Origin of the sequence: Mesorhizobium sp. CO1-1-7 (assembly GCF_020164885.1) — a bacterium.
Classification (GTDB): domain Bacteria; phylum Pseudomonadota; class Alphaproteobacteria; order Rhizobiales; family Rhizobiaceae; genus Mesorhizobium; species Mesorhizobium australicum.
Genome location: NZ_JAIUHA010000001.1, coordinates 127,634 through 143,871, shown reverse-complemented (window position 1 = coordinate 143,871; position 16,238 = coordinate 127,634). Strand labels below are relative to the sequence as shown.

The window sequence follows — 16,238 nt, the reverse complement described above, 5'->3', positions numbered from 1 at the left end:
TCAGATCGTTCCAAGCCATGTCCTCATCAAAACAGCCACCTCGGTGCGGTTTCGGACTCCCAGTTCACGCAAGATTGCGGCGGCATGGATCTTCGTCGTGGCCTCGGCGATGTCGAGATCGCGGGCGATCTCCTTGTTCGAATAACCTTCGGCCATAAGCTTGAGCACGTCCTTTTGCCTTGACGTGAGCCTTCCCAGAGAACCTGGGCTGGCCAAGGCCTGGTGCGAAGCCTCCACGGGAGATCTATGCGTCTGAGGCGCGGCTGCGCCAGAGCTTCGCGACAGGAGGGCTGGTACATAGATGCGGCCTGACAAGATCTCTTTGACGGCCAGCACCACCTCCTCATCCGGCTGCGACTTCACGATGTAGCCGTGGAGGCCAACTGAAAGGGCCAACAAAATTTCCGATCGTGAATCGTTTCCTGACACAATCGCAAACCTGCTTTTGGGATAGGCGGCGAGAACGTCGCCGAGCACTTCCTGGGTGAGCAGCCCGGGCATGTTCAGGTCCAAGATCGCAAGATCAATTGTTTCGTGTTCGGCCAGGAGCCCAACCACGGCATCAAAACAGGTCGCCTCGATTATTTCGGCTCCAGGGATTCCGGCTGTCAGCGCCATGCGCAAGCCACGTCGATAAAGGCCATGATCATCGGCTATGACGATCTTGTACATAGAAACCCCCACGCACAAACAACCCGCACTACCTGGCCGCGCCTTGCAGGAGCGCCGGTACGTCCAGAAAGGTGGACCCCGACGTCCTACAACCCCGTCCTGCTAATTACCGTACGCTAATGTAGCTCGGTTTTAGGAAAATGTTTACCTTCAATCGCAATTCAAGTGGGACCTTGGTCTGTTGCGCGTCTCGACCACGCCCGTCAGGTCCGCGGGATATGTTTCGTCCCTACGGTTCCGGGATCAGAGAAATTCGCCCGTGCCATTCAAACGCACGACGACAGTATCCCGGTTGGCTCCCTAATCTCTCGCAGGTTCGGACAACTGAAACCCTGCTGCGCGAGGCGGTTCGCCGTCTTGGCTCCGGATGCAGTTTCAGCCGTCAAGGCCAACTCTGGCCATGTGCGTAGGGAGGATCGAATGAAAGCGGTAATTCAATGCGGTGGCATGGGAACGCGCCTTCGGCCATTTACATCGGTTTTGCCGAAGCCGCTGATGCCAATTGGCGCGCGGCCAGTCCTCGAGTTGCTGCTGAAATGGCTGCGGCGTAGCGGAATCGAAGACGTCTACGTCACCACCGGCTATCTCGGGCACCTGATCCGGAGCGTGTGCGGTGACGGCTCGCAGTGGAATCTGAGGATCCGCTACACGCAGGAAATGGAACCGCTCGGAACGATCGGCCCGCTTTCCTTGATCAGAGACGAATTGAATGAGCCGTTCATTGTCCTGAACGGCGATGTGCTGACCGACCTGAGCATCAGCCGGTTTACCGCAGCGCACCGCCTGCACAAGGACTCCGTCACGATAGCGACTTCGCTGCGGCTTACCAAGATGGATTTCGGTGTGATCGACGAGGTTGACAACACCGTCCAGGTCTTCCGCGAGAAGCCTGCGCTGTCGCATCTGGTAAGCATGGGCATCTACTGCATGAACCCGGACGTCCTCGACTTCATCCCATCCGGGATACCGTTTGGGTTCGACGACCTCATGCTGCAGATGCTCCAGGCCGGACGCGTCGTGCATGTCTACAAGCACGAAGGTCTTTGGCTCGACATCGGACGCGTCGAGGACTTCCAGAACGCGCAGACAGTTTCCTGGGAAGAGCAGTCGGCGTCCATCGAAGTGGCCGCCGCGGCAGCGTAACGGCCAGGCGCGAGGATCATCGAGGAGGTGACGATGCTCTTGGTAAGTTCCCCGGTCCTGGGAGTGCCAGAAAAAGCGGCTTTGGCGAAAGTGATCGACAGCGGTTGGCTGACGATGGGTGAACGGGTCCGGGCTTTCGAAGAGGCGTTTGCCTTGATGCACGAGGCAGAGGGCTGCGTAGCGGTTAGTTCCTGCACCGCAGCCCTTCATCTTATCCTTCACGGATTGGGGATTGGTCCGGGCGACGAGGTGCTGGTTCCTTCGCTGACCTTCGTGGCTACCGCGAACGCAGTGCTCTATGTCGGCGCCACTCCTGTCTTTGTCGACATAGAATCGGCAGACGTCCCTCTGATGTCGCTCAAAGAAGCAGAAGCACGCTGCAGCCCTCGCACCAGGGCCGTGATCCTGGTTCATTTCGCCGGCTATCTTGCCGACAAGGACGCCTGGCAAGCATTCGCCAGCGCACGCGGGCTCTCGATCATCGAGGATGCGGCACATGCTCCCGGCCTAAAAGCGGTTGGCACCTTTGGTGCGGGCGCCGCCTTCAGCTTCTACGGCAACAAGAACATGACGACGGCGGAGGGCGGGGCCGTAATTGCCCGGGACCCCCAACTGCTGGACAGGATTCGCCAGGCTCGCGCGCACGGCATGACCACCGGAACACGCCAGCGACTGAACAGCCGCACCGCGCATTACGATGTGACCATGCTCGGCTTCAACTACCGAATGGACGAAATGCGGGCCGCGATCGGCTTGGTTCAACTCCAGAACCTGCAGGAGTGGAACGAGATACGGCGCATTCTTGTCGTGTTGTACCGGCGCCTTATCGCGTTGCGTTGCCCGGCAATCACAATACCCTTCGAAGAACCGCGAGCCTCGGCTTACCACATCATGCCGATCCTCTTGCCGCGCTACGTCAATAGGCAGCATGTCGTCGATGAGCTGCGGGCGCAGGACATACAAACCACGGTCCATTACCCGCCCGTTCATCAGATGACCCTCTACCGTGAGCTTTACCCGGGTACCCGACTGCCGCGCACCGAGGATTTCGCGGAACGAGAGTTGACCATTCCGCTGCATCCTCAGATTACCGCGCCCGCGGTTGAAGCCGTGGTGGACGTCCTGGCGACCGCGCTCAACGGCGGCATCCACGCGGGAACCGCCGCATGAACGCGTTTGATCTATCCATACACCCGCCCGTCGTGTCAGGCGTGAGCCATGGTTTTGGCAGACGCGCGATGGATGTCGTGGCCGCATCCTTGGCCGCGATCGTTTTCGCGCCGCTGATGTTGCTGATTGCATTTGCGCTATTTCTCGAGGGCGGACGCCCCGTGCTCTTCCGGCAGCCTCGCATCGGTGCAGGGGGGCGCATGTTTCACATCTATAAGTTCCGCAAATTCGAGGTTCTGTGTGATCCTCAGGGCCCTGCGTTGACCAGCATAGGCGACCGTCGGCTGACGAAGATCGGGCGCATTTTGGCCAGCACCAAACTGGATGAATTGCCGCAACTCTGGAATGTGCTCAGAGGCGATATGGCCATCGTCGGGCCACGGCCGGAAAGCCTCGCCTTTGCTGACTGCTTCCATGGCGGCTTCGAGGCGGTTCTAAGATATAAACCCGGCTTGGTCGGCCCGACGCAAGTTCTTTTCCGTCACGAAGCCTCTCTCTACCCGGTCTCAGGAGACCTGTCGTCCTTCTACAGGGAGGCGCTGTTTCCGATCAAAGCCAAGTTCGATCTTTCCTATTATCCCCGACGAACCATCGCTTCGGATGTTGTGTGGATGATCCTCGGTTTTCTGGCGGTAATCGGCTGGGTGCCTGTCGGGCTACTCAGGCGTTGAAGGCTGTTTCTGTGTGCGCGCTCGGCAACCGGAGCGCTTCAGGTGAAAGAAGGAACACCTGGTTATGAGCTACAATGGCAAGAGAGTTCTGGTCACTGGCGCGGATGGGTTCATTGGATCGCACCTGACCGAGGCACTCGTCCGCAACGGTGCCGAGGTGACCGCATTGGCCCTCTATAATTCGTTCGACAGTCATGGATGGCTGGATGATCTGCCAGACGACATCCGAGGTCATCTGAAACTCGTTCGAGGCGATGTACGCGACGGTGCATTCCTGAACCGGATCGTGCGCGGCCAAGCCGTCGTGTTTCATCTCGCTGCGCTTATCGCGATCCCGTACTCATACGCGGCCGCCCAGTCCTATGTGGAAACCAATATCATGGGGACGCTGAATGTCCTTGAAGCGGCCCGCCAATGGGAGACGGAACGGATCATTCACACCTCGACCAGTGAGGTTTACGGCACGGCGCTCAGCATGCCGATCAGCGAGTCCCATCCTCTTCAGGGACAATCGCCATATTCGGCGTCCAAGATCGGCGCCGACATGATGGCGCAGTCGTATGCCAGATCGTTCGACCTGCCCGTCGTGATCCTCCGGCCGTTCAATACATTCGGGCCGCGACAAAGCGAACGAGCCATAATACCGACAATCATCCGGCAGGCGCTCGATCCAAAATGTGTTTCGATCATGGTGGGAGATACCAGCCCGGTCCGCGACCTGACCTTCGTCGAGGACACAGCGGCTGCCTTCCTGAGCGCGGGTTCAGCCACACTCGAATTCGGCCATGCCTATAATGCTGGAAGCCAGCGTGCCGTGACCATATCGGACGTGCTCGATCTCGTGCGCGAGCTGAGCGACTGCAAGAAGCCCGTCCACCGCGACGAGAGTCGATTGCGGCCGCAAAACTCCGAGGTTCGCGCTCTGCTGGCCGATTCATCACGGCTCGAACGCGAAACCGGATGGACTGCGCAAACGAGTTTGCGCCACGGCTTGGCCAGAACCATCGATTGGTGGCGGGCGCGCCTCGGCGAAGGTCGGGTACGTCGCGAAATGAGCTACATGACATGAGGTTTTACCCATTTCCATTGGCACTGCTCCTGATCGCCTTTGCCGTCCTGCTGCGGGCGGCCGACAGCCAGGGAAACAGCATGTCCACGACGTTCGTCGCGCCAATGCCGATGGATCTCCCAGATTATCTGCATCCCGCGACAGATCCGGCATTCGGCACGAATTTCATGCGCATCACTAAACCCGGCGCACTTGGGGGAGGTGTCGTGTGTGGGACGAAATATTGCAGCCATCGCTATTCGAGCGCTCAAGCCTGGAATGCGGACCAGAGCCTGCTCGTGCTGGCCAATGGCTGCAACGGGCTGTGCTTCCTCGACGGCAAGACATATGCTCCGCTATTCCACCGCGACAAAGGCGGTGAATGCGAATGGCATCCTCGAAACGCAGACGTGATGATCTGCGTTGAGGATCGGAAGATCTCGACATGGGCGCCAAGGACAAACCACGAAGACGTTGTCTTCGTCACGGCTCAATACCACGATCTGCAGTTCGGGCCGTCGAAGGGCAATCCAAGCCGTGACGGCAACCGTATAGCCGTCCGCGCTGTCCGCGCGGATGGAAAAGCGGTGGTGTTCGCCTTCGATCTCGCGGATCGGTTCAAATTCCCGGACATCGATCTCGCTCAGGTTCCCGGAACCACCAGCTCCTGCACCATCTCCCCGCTCGGCACCAACATCCTTTGCTTTCAAAACCTGGCCGATGGCACCGAGCAGAGGGCCATTTTCAGTGCCGATGGCACCTTGCGACAGAGGTGGACGGACCATCACCGCCCCGGCCACGGAGACCTTACGCTCGATGACGACGGCAGCGAGGTCTATGTTGGCATCAGCAAATCCGGCCCCGACAAGTATCACGTGATCACGCGAAGACTGTCCGATGGGAAGGTGACCTCCCTGACCGGATACGGCGAAGCAGAGCATGCATCGTCGCGTGCTCTGAAGCGGCCCGGCTGGGTCTTCCTGACCTATGGCGGCAACCCGGAAGAGATATCGGCCAATCCAGGCTGGGCACCATATGCACGGGAAGTCATCGCGTTGCGCATCGACGGCAGCGGCGAAGTTCGGCGCATCGTGCAGACCCGCAACGCGCCCTTCGACTACTGGAGCGAGACGCATGCGTCACCTTCGCCGGACGGCACACAGGTGATCTGGTCCAGCAATTGGGGCGTGGCCGGTGGACCGGTTTACGACTTCGTCACCCGCGTCGACTGGCCCGAAAACCAGGACAAGAAGGAGATTGTCGCGAATGGTCAACCTTAGCCGATTCTTCCTTGCGACACTTGCGATGCTTTGCGCCCTGCCAATGACTGCGGCAGCGGATGCGACGATCTATCGAATTTCGCCCGGAGACACCATCGAGGTCGCAATCACCTCGCTTCCCGAGCGGACGCAGCGTGCGGTGGTGCAGATGGACGGCACCATCGTCCTCGCCGAGGCAGGCACGGTGCCTGTCGCCGGCCTGACTCCGTCCGAACTTCAGACGCGCTTGCAGGCGATCCTGCCGACCAAGATCTACCACATACGCATGCCGGACGGCCGTGAGCAGGTGGCGGTCGTCAGGCCCGGCGACGTGACGGCGACCATCGCTGAATACCGTCCGATCTACGTGACTGGCGAAGTGCTCGCTCCTGGGCAGCAAGCCTTTCGTCCGCTCATGACGGTTCGGCAGGCGATAGCCGTCGCCGGCGGCTTCAGCCTCTTGCGTGCACGGGCGAACCAGGCTGGGCCGGACCCAACGGACTTGCAGCGCGATTATGAGACGATCTGGGGAGAATACATCAAGGACTATTTCCACAGTGCGCGCATACGTGCCGAACTTCAAAAGCAGCCCGATTTCGACATGAAGGCCCCCCAGGGCTTTCCGCTGTCTTCTTCCCTCGCAACCGAAATCGCGCAGGCCGAGGCAGAAGGGCTGAAGCTCTCGCTGGACAATTTCGGGCAGGAGCAGAGCTTTCTGGAGAAGGGCGCCAAGGATGCAGCGACCCAGGTCCAGGCGTTGCTCCAGCGCGAGCAGGACGAAGCCGATGGAGTCAAGGCCGATGAAGAGGATTTGGCGCAGGTGACCAAGCTCTTCAAGGCTGGCAACCTGACCAACAACCGGCTCGCCGATGTCCGGCGCGCGGTACTTCTGTCCTCGAGCCGTGCGCTTGAAACTTCGGTCGAACTCATGCGGGCTCGGCGCCAACAGGATGATCTTGCAAGGCAGATCGAGCGCAATGACAACCAGAGGCGTGCCGGTTTGTTGAACGAGTTGCGGGATACACAGGCGCGCCTTGCCGACATCACCGCAAGGCTGCACGCGGTCAGCCAGAAATTGCAGCCGCAGGGAGCATCCGCCTTGCCGCAGCCGATCGGCGGCGAAACCGTGCGGGCCCAGGTGACGATCATCCGCTCCGTCGATGCGCAATGGCGCAAGCAGCCGGCCGACCAGGATACCGCGGTGGCGCCGGGTGATACGATCGAGGTCAGATTCAGCAGCGCGCTCGAAAGCGCGGCGGTGCAATAGACAATCCCTGCCGGCGTCGCCGGCAGCGGCAATATCTTCGATGTCGTTGCGAGAACGGTCGTGAGCGAAGAGATCAGCGTCGCCGGCGCTTACAACAAAGGCAGCATCACCTTCATGGGAATGGAGATCCTGGTTGCGCCCGGTGCGCTGGTGCCGCGGCCGGAAACAGAGCTGCTCGGCTCCATTGCCGTAGATGTTCTGCGCGCAATGGATCTGCCGGCGCCGCGTGTCGTCGACATGTGCTGTGGCGCCGGCAACCTGGCCTGCGCGATCGCTAGCCATATCCAATCCGTGCGAGTTTGGGCCTGCGATCTTACCGACGGCTGTATCGGCGCGGCGCGACGAAATGTCGTTCATCATGGCTTGACTGACCGGATTTCAGTGCATCAGGGTGATTTGTTCGAAGGCGTGTCCGGACTGGAGCTCGACGGCACGCTTGATGCCATCGTCTGCAATCCGCCCTACATTTCGGAGAAGCGGCTCGAGGGTGATCGCCGCCATCTGGTCGTGCTTGAGCCGCGAGAGGCATTCGCGGCCGGTCCTTATGGGCTCAGCATTCATATGCGGGTCGTCAAGGACGCGCTGCGCTACCTCCGACCAGGCGGCGTCCTGCTGTTCGAGGTGGGGCTTGGTCAGGACCGCCAGGTCATAAGTCTTCTGGAGCGCAGCAAGGGCTACGAGCAGATACGCACCTTCGCCAACCATGCCGGTGAAGTGCGGGTGGTCCTGGCAGGGGCCAGGCGGCAGGCATGACCGCGTTCGGCCGGTATCGGGCCGACCGTCCAGATCATTGCTTCTTGCGCCAGATCATTTCTTCTTGCGAACGATGAACCGCGCGATTCCTTGAATCGAATCGAGGTTTTCCGGCAGGAGTTCACTGTCTTCCACTGTGATGCCGAAAGTCTCTTCGATGAACCCGATCACCTCGAGCACTCCGGTCGAGTCGACGATCCCCTGATCGAGCAATGATGCGGTGAGGGATAGCGCCTTGACGTCCGCGATGTAGAAATTCGAGGCCAGGAAGCTGCGGATCTGGTTGATATGAATGTCGTCGCTTTCCGCGGCCGATATCATGGAATCCATCTAATCCATCCTCCGTTGCAAAGGCGACTTGCGATCGCGCTTCTGAAACAATCTACGACAGGGCCGCTTTCTTGAGTTTTCCGGTATCGGTCATCGGCAGGCTGGGCACGATGACGATGGTCTTTGGCACCATGAAATTCTCCAGCCGTTTCCGGCACTCCATCAGGAGCTGCCTTTCGCCGACAATTCTTCCCTGCTCGATGACGACGAATGCTTTGACCGCTTGCCCGAGGAGGTCGTCGGGGACACCGATGACCGCGGCTTCCTTCACCCCAGGGACGTCCATAAGCACGCTTTCCACCTCTTTGGGAGCGACCTTTTCGCCTCGTGATTTTATGATCTCGTCACCACGGCCGACGAAGTACAAATAGCCTTCAGCGTCCATCCGGCAGTAGTCGCCCGTGTAGAGGACCTGCTCGCCCGGCAGCGGCCCCGGCTTCAGCTTCCTTGCCGTGGCCTCTGGCTTGCCCCAATAGCCTTTCATCACCGTTGCGCCGCGGACTACAAGTTGGCCAACGACGCCCGGACCGACCCGCCTGCCACTCTCGTCGACGATCCACACTTCTGTGTTGGGAATGGCAATGCCTACGCTGAGGGGCTTTCGCCCGAGATCGTCGGGCGGCAGATAGCTGCAGCGTTTGCATTCGGTGAGGCCGTACATGGAATAGATGCGTGCGCCCGAAAACAGCTCCCTGAGCATGGCAATCTGCTTGAGCGGCAGGGCGGCCGCGGTATTGGTGACATAGCGGATGCTCGCGAAATCGTTGCTCTTCAGCGATCTGAGCTCCGCAAGCGCCGCGAAGATCGTGGGCACGCCCGGAAAGCCTGTGATCTGCTCGTCCTTGATCACCTGAAGGATCTGCGCCGGAAAAGCGAAGGAGCGTTCGAGGACGAGCCGTGCGCCGGTGCGAAAGGCCATGATCATTTGATAGAGCCCGTAGTCGAAGGCGAGGGGCAGGACGTTGAGGATCACCTCATCTTCACGCAGTTCCAGGTAGGAGGCGATCGATGTGCACGCGGCAGTCATGTTGCCGTGCGTCAACATGACCCCCTTGGGTTCGCCGGTGGATCCGGAGGTGTAGACGATGGCCGCGAGATCGATGTCGATCGATTTGCGCGGCGGCGCAACAGAAGGTCTGTCGACGATCGTGTCCCAGCGAACGGCGTGCGGCAATCGGTTGAACTCGGCCTCGTTGATCGTCCCAGAGACAATCACCGCCCGCAGCGAGTGACAGTCGCGCGACGGTTGGCAGAATATCGAGTGTAGATGGCTGTCCGTGATCAGCGCCGCTGGCAGGCAATCGTTGAGCAGGTAATGAAGCTTCTCGCTTTTCGTAAGCGGGTTGACGATGCAGACCACGGCGTTCGCCTTGAGCACCGCCCAGAAGCTGACGACGGTTTCGACCGTATTGTCGGCGAAGATCATGACGCGGTCGCCACGCTCGACGCCCGCCGCGGCCAGGAAATGCGCGATCCTGTCGGAGCGCTCATCGATCTCCGCATAGGTGACACGTTGCTTGCCGGCCACCAACGCGATCTTGCCGCCAAGCCGGACGGCGGAATGGATGAGGTAGTCCTGCAGGAGTGGTACGGCGCCGTGGATCATGCCAGGACCCTTTCCCGCTGTTCGTGATCAACGTCGATCCTGAGCTCGGCTTTGTCCGCTCCGCCCGGGCGGCTCGCGATGAACTGCTGATGCAGAAGCTGGGTCGACAGCACGCCGACCAGTGCCATGTTGTCGGAGTTGGAGAGATCGCCGCCGCCGGCCCTGGACCGGCACTTTCCAAGCAGGAAAGCCACCGATTTCGGATCGAAGACGTTTGCCGCGCGCAATGCCGTGTCCGACAGTGCTTCGCGAATGTAATCTGGTGCATCATGACCAACGAAACTAAGCGCATTTGGCGCCCTGTAGGGCTGCTTCGTGCGGGCAACGACTTGCGGTGGGACGATCGGCTGCGCCACTCGCTTGAGCACGTGCTTTTCGTCGAGGATGCGCAGCTTGTAAGCATCCGGAAGCGAATTCGCGAGCGCCACGACATCGTCGTCGAGGTAGGGGAAGCGTCCCTCGACCGAGTGTGCCATCAGCATCCTGTCGCCCTGCGAGGAGAGCAGGTAGCCCGACATCAGCGTTCGGATTTCGAGATACTGGTCCTGGGCAAGGAAGCTCCATCGCGAAAATTCGGCGGGGAGAGGGGCGAGCAGTTCGGAGACCGCATTGCGGTGCTGCGAGGCGCCGCGCATGTCGGGGCAGAATAGGCGCTTGATGGCGCTCGTGGTGCGCCAGCGCGTGTCATGTGCAAAGCCGGGCCTGTCGCAGGCATCAAGATCGCGCCCGAAGAACTGTCGCGCCATGGCCTGTTGGTGCACCGGTGAGCGCGACAGATAGGGGTAGAGTCGCTCAAGCAGTCGCGCACGCCGGCTCGAAGCAGGTTGACGCCCCCAGAAGCGGCGAACCTTGCCTTCGCGGAAAAGGTCGTAGCCGGCGAACATCTCGTCGGCGCCTTCCCCTGTCAGCACAACCTTGATGCCGCGCTCGCGGACCAACTTGGACAGAAGGAAGAGCGGGGCCGGCGCCGTCCTCAGGATTGGCCGCTCGGCGTGGTAGACGACCTCGGGAAAAACCGCTGCAATGTCGCGGCGGGAAATCACCACCTCGTGGTGCTCGCTCGCGGTCGCGGCGGCAACCAGACGCTGGAAATAGGTCTCGTCGTATTCGGCGTCGGCAAAACGCAAGGAGAATGTCTGGAAGCGCTCCCCCGCGAAACGTCTCCCGAGCGCCGCGACAAGCGAGCTGTCTAGCCCACCGGACAAATAGCAGCCCACCGGCACGTCGGCCTGCACCATCCGCAGCGCCGTCGCGGCTTCGAGCGCACCGCGGACCGCCTCGACGGCATCATCGCACGAGCCGGTGAACCATTCAGGGTCGGAAGCGGAAATTCGGGGATAATGCGGCTCCCAGAAGGCCGTCTCCCGTGCCACGCCACCTTCATAGAGCCGGATATGTCCAGGCTGCAGTTCCTTGACGCCTTCGAAGACGCTCTGCGGCGGGATCACCGTCCAGAATGTGAACGTCTGATCGATTCCTGCCGGATCAAAGGCGCGAGGAATCGCTGTTTCCGCGGCGAAAATGGCTTTGACTTCGCTTGCAAAGAAGACGCGGCCGCCGTGCTCGCAATAATACAGCGGGCAGATGCCGTAGCGGTCACGCGACAGGATCAGGCGGCCGGCAGCAGAGTCCCATATCGCGACTGCCCATTGACCATTCATCCGTTCAAAGGCGGCCTGGCCCCAGGCCTGGTAGGCATGGAGCACGACTTCCGTGTCGCTACGCGTGCGGAAGCGGTGACCAAGCGCGATCAACTTGTCGCGCAATTCGACGTAGTTGAAGATTTCACCGTTGAAGACGATCCATGTCAGGCCGCTCACGTCGGCGAGTGGCTGCTGGCCGTGCAGCAGGTCGACCACGGACAGGCGGGCATGCGCCAAACCCGCACGTCGGTCGCGGTACAGCCCCCGCTCGTCGGGTCCGCGGTGTGCGAGCGCGCCCACCATACGCAACAGCGCTTCCCGCGAAGGAGGTGGGGCAGTGGCGCTCAGCGCGACAATTCCGGCGATCCCGCACATCCGTCAGTCCACCGTCATTGGCACCGAAGGCAAAGGCTGGGCGTGCAGATAGCGCGCCGCTCGACGCTTGGCTTCGATATCCTTGAAGACCTTCTGGACCTCGTCTGGTGACAACCCGGCAACATCAGCGACTTCATCGGCGCAGATGCCATGGTTCACGCCGTAGAGGCATAGGTCCGTCTGATGATAGGGCAGGGCGAAGTAGAACTCCTCCTGGCTCTGCGCCATGGAGAAGGTGTCGGTCGTCGGCGGCCTGCGCCGGATCTCCCCGTCCACACCGAGATATTCCGCCAGTTGATAGACCTGCGTCTTGTAGAGGTGGACGATCGGCATCAGGTCAGCGATTCCGTCGCCTTGCTTGACGAAAAAACCCTGATCATATTCGAGCCGGTTAGGCGTGCCCGCCACCGCATAGCCGAGACGGTCCGCGTGATAGTACTCAGTCATCTTGCGAATGCGCTGCTTGTAATTGGTCGCGGCCACTATCTGCAGATAGGCCGCTCCTGACAGGCGCACGGTATCGATCTTCCCCTGGGGATCCTGAACGGTGAGACGGGTGATATTGAGGCCTTTGCTCTCCAGCACCGAGGTCAGCACCAGCTTGCATTTCCACCCTTCGCCGTAGTCCGGAACAACGGTGCGAATGGCCTCTATCTGCCGGCTATAGGCACCGATGGCGTCGAGCGCCGGCGCAATGTCCTCGGCGATGGTGTCGATGCCCAGCTGACCGGCGATAACGCGCCCCAGCCTCAGCGAGTCCCCGGACGAGTCACGCTCCGGCATGAAGATCCCGAGCACCCTGTCCTTGCCGAAGGCAGCCACGCACAACGACGCGACCACCGAACTGTCGATGCCGCCTGAGAGCCCGACCACCACTCCGCGCCGGCGGAGCGTGACCAATACCTGCTCGCGCACGGATGCTACGATGCGGTCGACCTCCGCGGCCGCATCCAGTGCCAGAACATCCTTGCCGAACCGCGAAGTCACGCGAAGCTGCCTTTCATGGTTGAAGACTCGGCCGGCGAATAAGTGCGAGCGACCGCCTCCTCGATCAGCGGACGATTGACGCCGATGTGAGGCTCGACGACCAGATCAATGTGGTTGCCGGCAATCGGGATGACCTGCAGGTCCGCGAACACCCGATCCCATCCGATGGCAAGAGGCATTCCCGGTCGCGCGCAACGGAACAGCGTTCCGGTGATCGGGAGCACCGTTCTTGGCTGCTCCAACCAACGGAAGAAGGCCTGCGCACGCAAGACTTCCTGCAACTCCAGCTTGATGCGGAAGCTGGTTGCGTTGAATTGTCCTCGGGAAAAGTGGTCGATGGCTTGGGCAAGACGAGCTTCCTGGCCGACCTTGACCGTGAGCTTCGCCAAAACACGGCAGGCCATTCGATAGGGTGACATGCGGTTGGACCGGACCCGACGCAAGGTGCGGGTGATTGTCTCCCACGGACGGCTCCGCTCGCCAGCCAGGCTGGTGTCGAGGATACCGACAAACTTGACGGACCTTCCCTCCTTCAGCAGGCGCACGGCAACTTCGAATGCGACGGCTCCGCCGAGCGAGTGGCCGAGAAGCCTTACATGGCCCGACGGCTGGATGCGGTTGATCTGTTCAAGCGCGGCGTCCACCATGGCGGCAAGATCGTTCTGGCCGCTGAGAATCGTCGCGAGGTTGGGATATCTTATCGGACGGACCGTTGCGACTTTGCCCATGGCTGAGGCGAAGGCTGCAAGACTAGGCCCATAGCCCACGGAGCCGGGAAACAGAAAGAGAAAAGGCCGATCATGCTCCAGCACATGATCGGGCGCATTGCCGGCTTGTGCGGACGCGACCGCGCTGACCATCGCTTCGGCGCTCATCCCGACGGTAAATGCCTCAAGATCCAGTTCCTGGCCGATTTCGTTCTCGATCTCCATGACGCAGTGGAGCAGCTTCAGCGAGTCCCCTCCCGCTTCATCCCATCGCCCGACGGCTGCCCGCGTGTTGAGGACCCTGGTCCAGGCATTCTGCACTGCTTGATGGGCCTTGAGATCGCTGCCTGAAATCGGTGGATCGGCAACTTGGGTAGGCTTCTTGGCCAGAAGATCCATTTTCCCGAGTTTCGCCACATCTATTTTTCCGCCTGCCAGGCGCGGAATGTCCTCTACCCTGTGGAGCCGCAGCGGGCGCAGTGGCGGCGGCAGCGTCTTTGCAAGCAGCTGGCGAAGGTCGTCGGCGAAGGCCGGACCGGCGGAATTCCTGGGGATCGCGAAAGCGACCAGTTCGTTGGCCTCGGTCACGATCGTCACCGCATCCTCGACTGACGAGGCGGAGCGCAGGATCCTCTCGACTTCGGCCGGCTCGATGCGCCGACCGTTGATCTTTATCTGCCGCCCCTTGCGGCCGACGATCCTCAGCAGGCCCCGATTGTCCAATTGGACGAGATCGCCGGTCGCGAATATCCGTTGACTTGGGTCATCGGGATCCGCCTCGGCAGGGATGACGGTGCCGTTTTCCCAGTGGCCGAGCAAGACGTAGGGGCTCTTGATGACGAGTTCCCCGCTTCCGCCCCGCGGTACGCTGTCACCGTCCTCGTTGACGATCGCAAAAGCTATTCCTGGCAAGAGCCGGCCGACCGGCACGGACGTTTGGTTCTTTGGTTGAACGCGAGGCAGAAACCATTGTGACCCGGTCGTCTCGGTTGACGAGTAGCCGATCTGTACGAGGCAATGAGCAGGAATCGCCTTTCGCAAAAGGGCAATGTCGGTCCAAAGCACTTTCTCGCCGCCGACGCGGACCACCCTGAGCGACCCGAAGGCATCGGCGGGGGCATTGGCCATGAGGGCGCGAAGCAGCGCGGGCACGAGGTAAGTAAGCGTCGCGCCAACCTGCTGCATTCGCTCGCGAACCGCACGCAGGCCGATCGCTTCCACGTCGACCATATGCAAAGTGGCGCCGCACAGGACCGAAGTCAGGATTTCTCGACATCCGGCTATGGTGGCCGGCCCGGTCAAGGGGAGGAAGACATCGTCGGAATTGATGTGACACGCATCGGCATATTGGTGCACCCGCCAGAGCAGGCTGCGCTGGCTGTTGACTATGCCCTTTGGAGATCCGGTGCTGCCAGACGTGTAAAGAACCATCGCCGGTGCATCGACGGATACGGCAGGCAATTGCGTCGATGACAGCGGCGCCGTCGACTCGGGGCTGGCAGTCACATCGATCCACCGGATGTCCTCGGGTAAACCCGCATGCCGGTGTCCAACGCCAAGAATGGCGCGGAGCCGCGCGACGCCGACAATCTCGTTGACACGGGCGATTGGGTCCCGGGCGTTGAGGGGAACCGAAATCCTTCCCGCCGCCATGCTCGCCAGGACAGCAACGATGTACCAGACGGAGTTTGGTTGATAAATTCCGATCGGCTGCCCCACGGGAACGACGGCAGCGATCCGGCGGGACAGGACTTCGACGGCAGTTGCAAGCTCGAAGTACGACAGTTGATTCACGCCGTCATGCACAGCGGCTTTTTCGGAATATTGGGCCGTGACTTTCTTGAGCTGATCGGCAATCCCGACATCCGCAAATGCCGGGCCCAACTTCTGATGAAGGCGCAGCGCCGGGCCACCTTGATCCAGGGCGTAGGCCGGGACGTCTATCCATCTGCGGGAGGGCCGAGAATCCTGGTGATGGTCCTGATCCGCCGCTGGTGCATTCAAATACGCCGGGAGCATGGCTTGCCTGGGTTTACGGTTGATACCCGGTTATGAGCTTGCAAGAGGGGGAATTCATCGATCATTCTGATGATGAACAAGGCACGGAAAGAGATTAGGCGTCGGGTTTCCTTGCCACGGGCGCGTATTGCGAAGCGAATGAACGGAGAGCAGCGTTGGAACCGATCCGCTGTTGATCTGTTGTTTACCCAGCGTGGAGATGTCCCCTCAACTCCTAGCCGATCGCCCGCTGCACTCCCCCGAGGCAGTGGCCTTCTTTTTCAATTGGAAATCGCGGGCTCTCGCGAACAAGCCTGTCAGGCGGGATGAGCCGCTGCTGTAAATAGGCTTTTCAGGATTTAGCGTCTTCCCGAGAGACCTGGAGGCTTCCGTCAGGTGCTGTCCTTGTATGACTTCGCCGCCTCATCGATCTTGCGCCAATCGTTGCCGTGGCGACGTACCAGCTCCCTTGCCTGAGCGGGCGACAGGTCATGCGTTTCGACGACATGCCGGACCTCCGCGTCCTCGCCCTTCAAGGGACGTGTACGACGCCTCTTGGTCGGTTGATCCCCCATTTCTCCATCTCGCCTTGACACGATCGTTTCCTCC

At 60.7% G+C, this 16,238-nt stretch carries 14 protein-coding genes; 7 read left to right on the top strand and 7 right to left on the bottom strand.

Going from position 1 to position 16,238, the window contains the following annotated elements; all coding sequences use genetic code 11:
- Nucleotides 1-672 carry a LuxR C-terminal-related transcriptional regulator gene (locus LB516_RS00675; protein WP_015316391.1) on the bottom strand — a complete coding sequence of 224 codons (672 nt, stop codon included), beginning with the start codon at nt 670-672 and terminating at the stop codon, nt 1-3.
- 420 nt (nt 673-1,092) lie between these two features.
- Between LB516_RS00675 and LB516_RS00670 the strand changes: the two genes are divergently transcribed.
- The 7 genes from LB516_RS00670 to LB516_RS00640 all read left to right on the top strand — a co-directional run bounded on the left by LB516_RS00670 (nt 1,093) and on the right by LB516_RS00640 (nt 7,983).
- On the top strand, nt 1,093-1,815 hold the full coding sequence (locus LB516_RS00670) for an NDP-sugar synthase (RefSeq protein WP_015316392.1): 723 nt from the start codon (nt 1,093-1,095) through the stop codon (nt 1,813-1,815).
- Nucleotides 1,816-1,848: 33 nt separating this feature from the next.
- Nucleotides 1,849-2,985, top strand: coding sequence for a DegT/DnrJ/EryC1/StrS family aminotransferase (locus LB516_RS00665; RefSeq protein WP_224718726.1), 1,137 nt, complete (start codon nt 1,849-1,851; stop codon nt 2,983-2,985).
- Complete coding sequence (locus LB516_RS00660) at nt 2,982-3,656, top strand: sugar transferase (protein WP_140614635.1); 675 nt, start codon at nt 2,982-2,984, stop codon at nt 3,654-3,656. Before LB516_RS00665 ends, LB516_RS00660 begins: the two co-directional genes overlap by 4 nt.
- A 64-nt stretch (nt 3,657-3,720) precedes the next feature.
- On the top strand, nt 3,721-4,725 hold the full coding sequence (locus LB516_RS00655) for an SDR family NAD(P)-dependent oxidoreductase (RefSeq protein WP_224718725.1): 1,005 nt from the start codon (nt 3,721-3,723) through the stop codon (nt 4,723-4,725).
- The gene (locus tag LB516_RS00650) at nt 4,722-5,984 is read left to right on the top strand and encodes a hypothetical protein (RefSeq protein ID WP_224718724.1); all 1,263 of its coding nucleotides are present in this window, start codon (nt 4,722-4,724) and stop codon (nt 5,982-5,984) included. The genes LB516_RS00655 and LB516_RS00650 overlap by 4 nt, the downstream gene beginning before the upstream one ends.
- 43 nt (nt 5,985-6,027) lie before the next feature.
- Nucleotides 6,028-7,230 carry a polysaccharide biosynthesis/export family protein gene (locus LB516_RS00645; protein ID WP_224683145.1) on the top strand — a complete coding sequence of 401 codons (1,203 nt, stop codon included), beginning with the start codon at nt 6,028-6,030 and terminating at the stop codon, nt 7,228-7,230.
- A gap of 60 nt (nt 7,231-7,290) precedes the next feature.
- Nucleotides 7,291-7,983 carry a N5-glutamine methyltransferase family protein gene (locus LB516_RS00640; protein WP_015316398.1) on the top strand — a complete coding sequence of 231 codons (693 nt, stop codon included), beginning with the start codon at nt 7,291-7,293 and terminating at the stop codon, nt 7,981-7,983.
- Between the two features lie 54 nt (nt 7,984-8,037).
- Here the strand turns inward: LB516_RS00640 and LB516_RS00635 are convergent, their stop codons facing one another.
- The 6 genes from LB516_RS00635 to LB516_RS00610 all read right to left on the bottom strand — a co-directional run bounded on the left by LB516_RS00635 (nt 8,038) and on the right by LB516_RS00610 (nt 16,165).
- Entirely contained in the window at nt 8,038-8,313 is a 276-nt protein-coding gene (locus tag LB516_RS00635) for an acyl carrier protein (protein ID WP_015316399.1), read from the bottom strand.
- Between the two features lie 52 nt (nt 8,314-8,365).
- On the bottom strand, nt 8,366-9,919 hold the full coding sequence (locus LB516_RS00630) for a class I adenylate-forming enzyme family protein (RefSeq protein WP_015316400.1): 1,554 nt from the start codon (nt 9,917-9,919) through the stop codon (nt 8,366-8,368).
- On the bottom strand, nt 9,916-11,937 hold the full coding sequence (gene asnB, locus LB516_RS00625) for an asparagine synthase (glutamine-hydrolyzing) (RefSeq protein ID WP_224718723.1): 2,022 nt from the start codon (nt 11,935-11,937) through the stop codon (nt 9,916-9,918). The genes LB516_RS00630 and asnB overlap by 4 nt, the downstream gene beginning before the upstream one ends.
- Nucleotides 11,938-11,940: 3 nt before the next feature.
- Nucleotides 11,941-12,924: an NAD(+) synthase gene (gene nadE, locus LB516_RS00620; protein WP_015316402.1), complete on the bottom strand. Its 984-nt coding sequence runs from the start codon at nt 12,922-12,924 to the stop codon at nt 11,941-11,943.
- On the bottom strand, nt 12,921-15,650 hold the full coding sequence (locus tag LB516_RS00615; RefSeq protein ID WP_224718722.1) for a non-ribosomal peptide synthetase: 2,730 nt from the start codon (nt 15,648-15,650) through the stop codon (nt 12,921-12,923). The genes nadE and LB516_RS00615 overlap by 4 nt, the downstream gene beginning before the upstream one ends.
- 371 nt (nt 15,651-16,021) lie before the next feature.
- Entirely contained in the window at nt 16,022-16,165 is a 144-nt protein-coding gene (locus LB516_RS00610) for a hypothetical protein (protein WP_167331116.1), read from the bottom strand.
- Nucleotides 16,166-16,238: the final 73 nt, after the last annotated feature.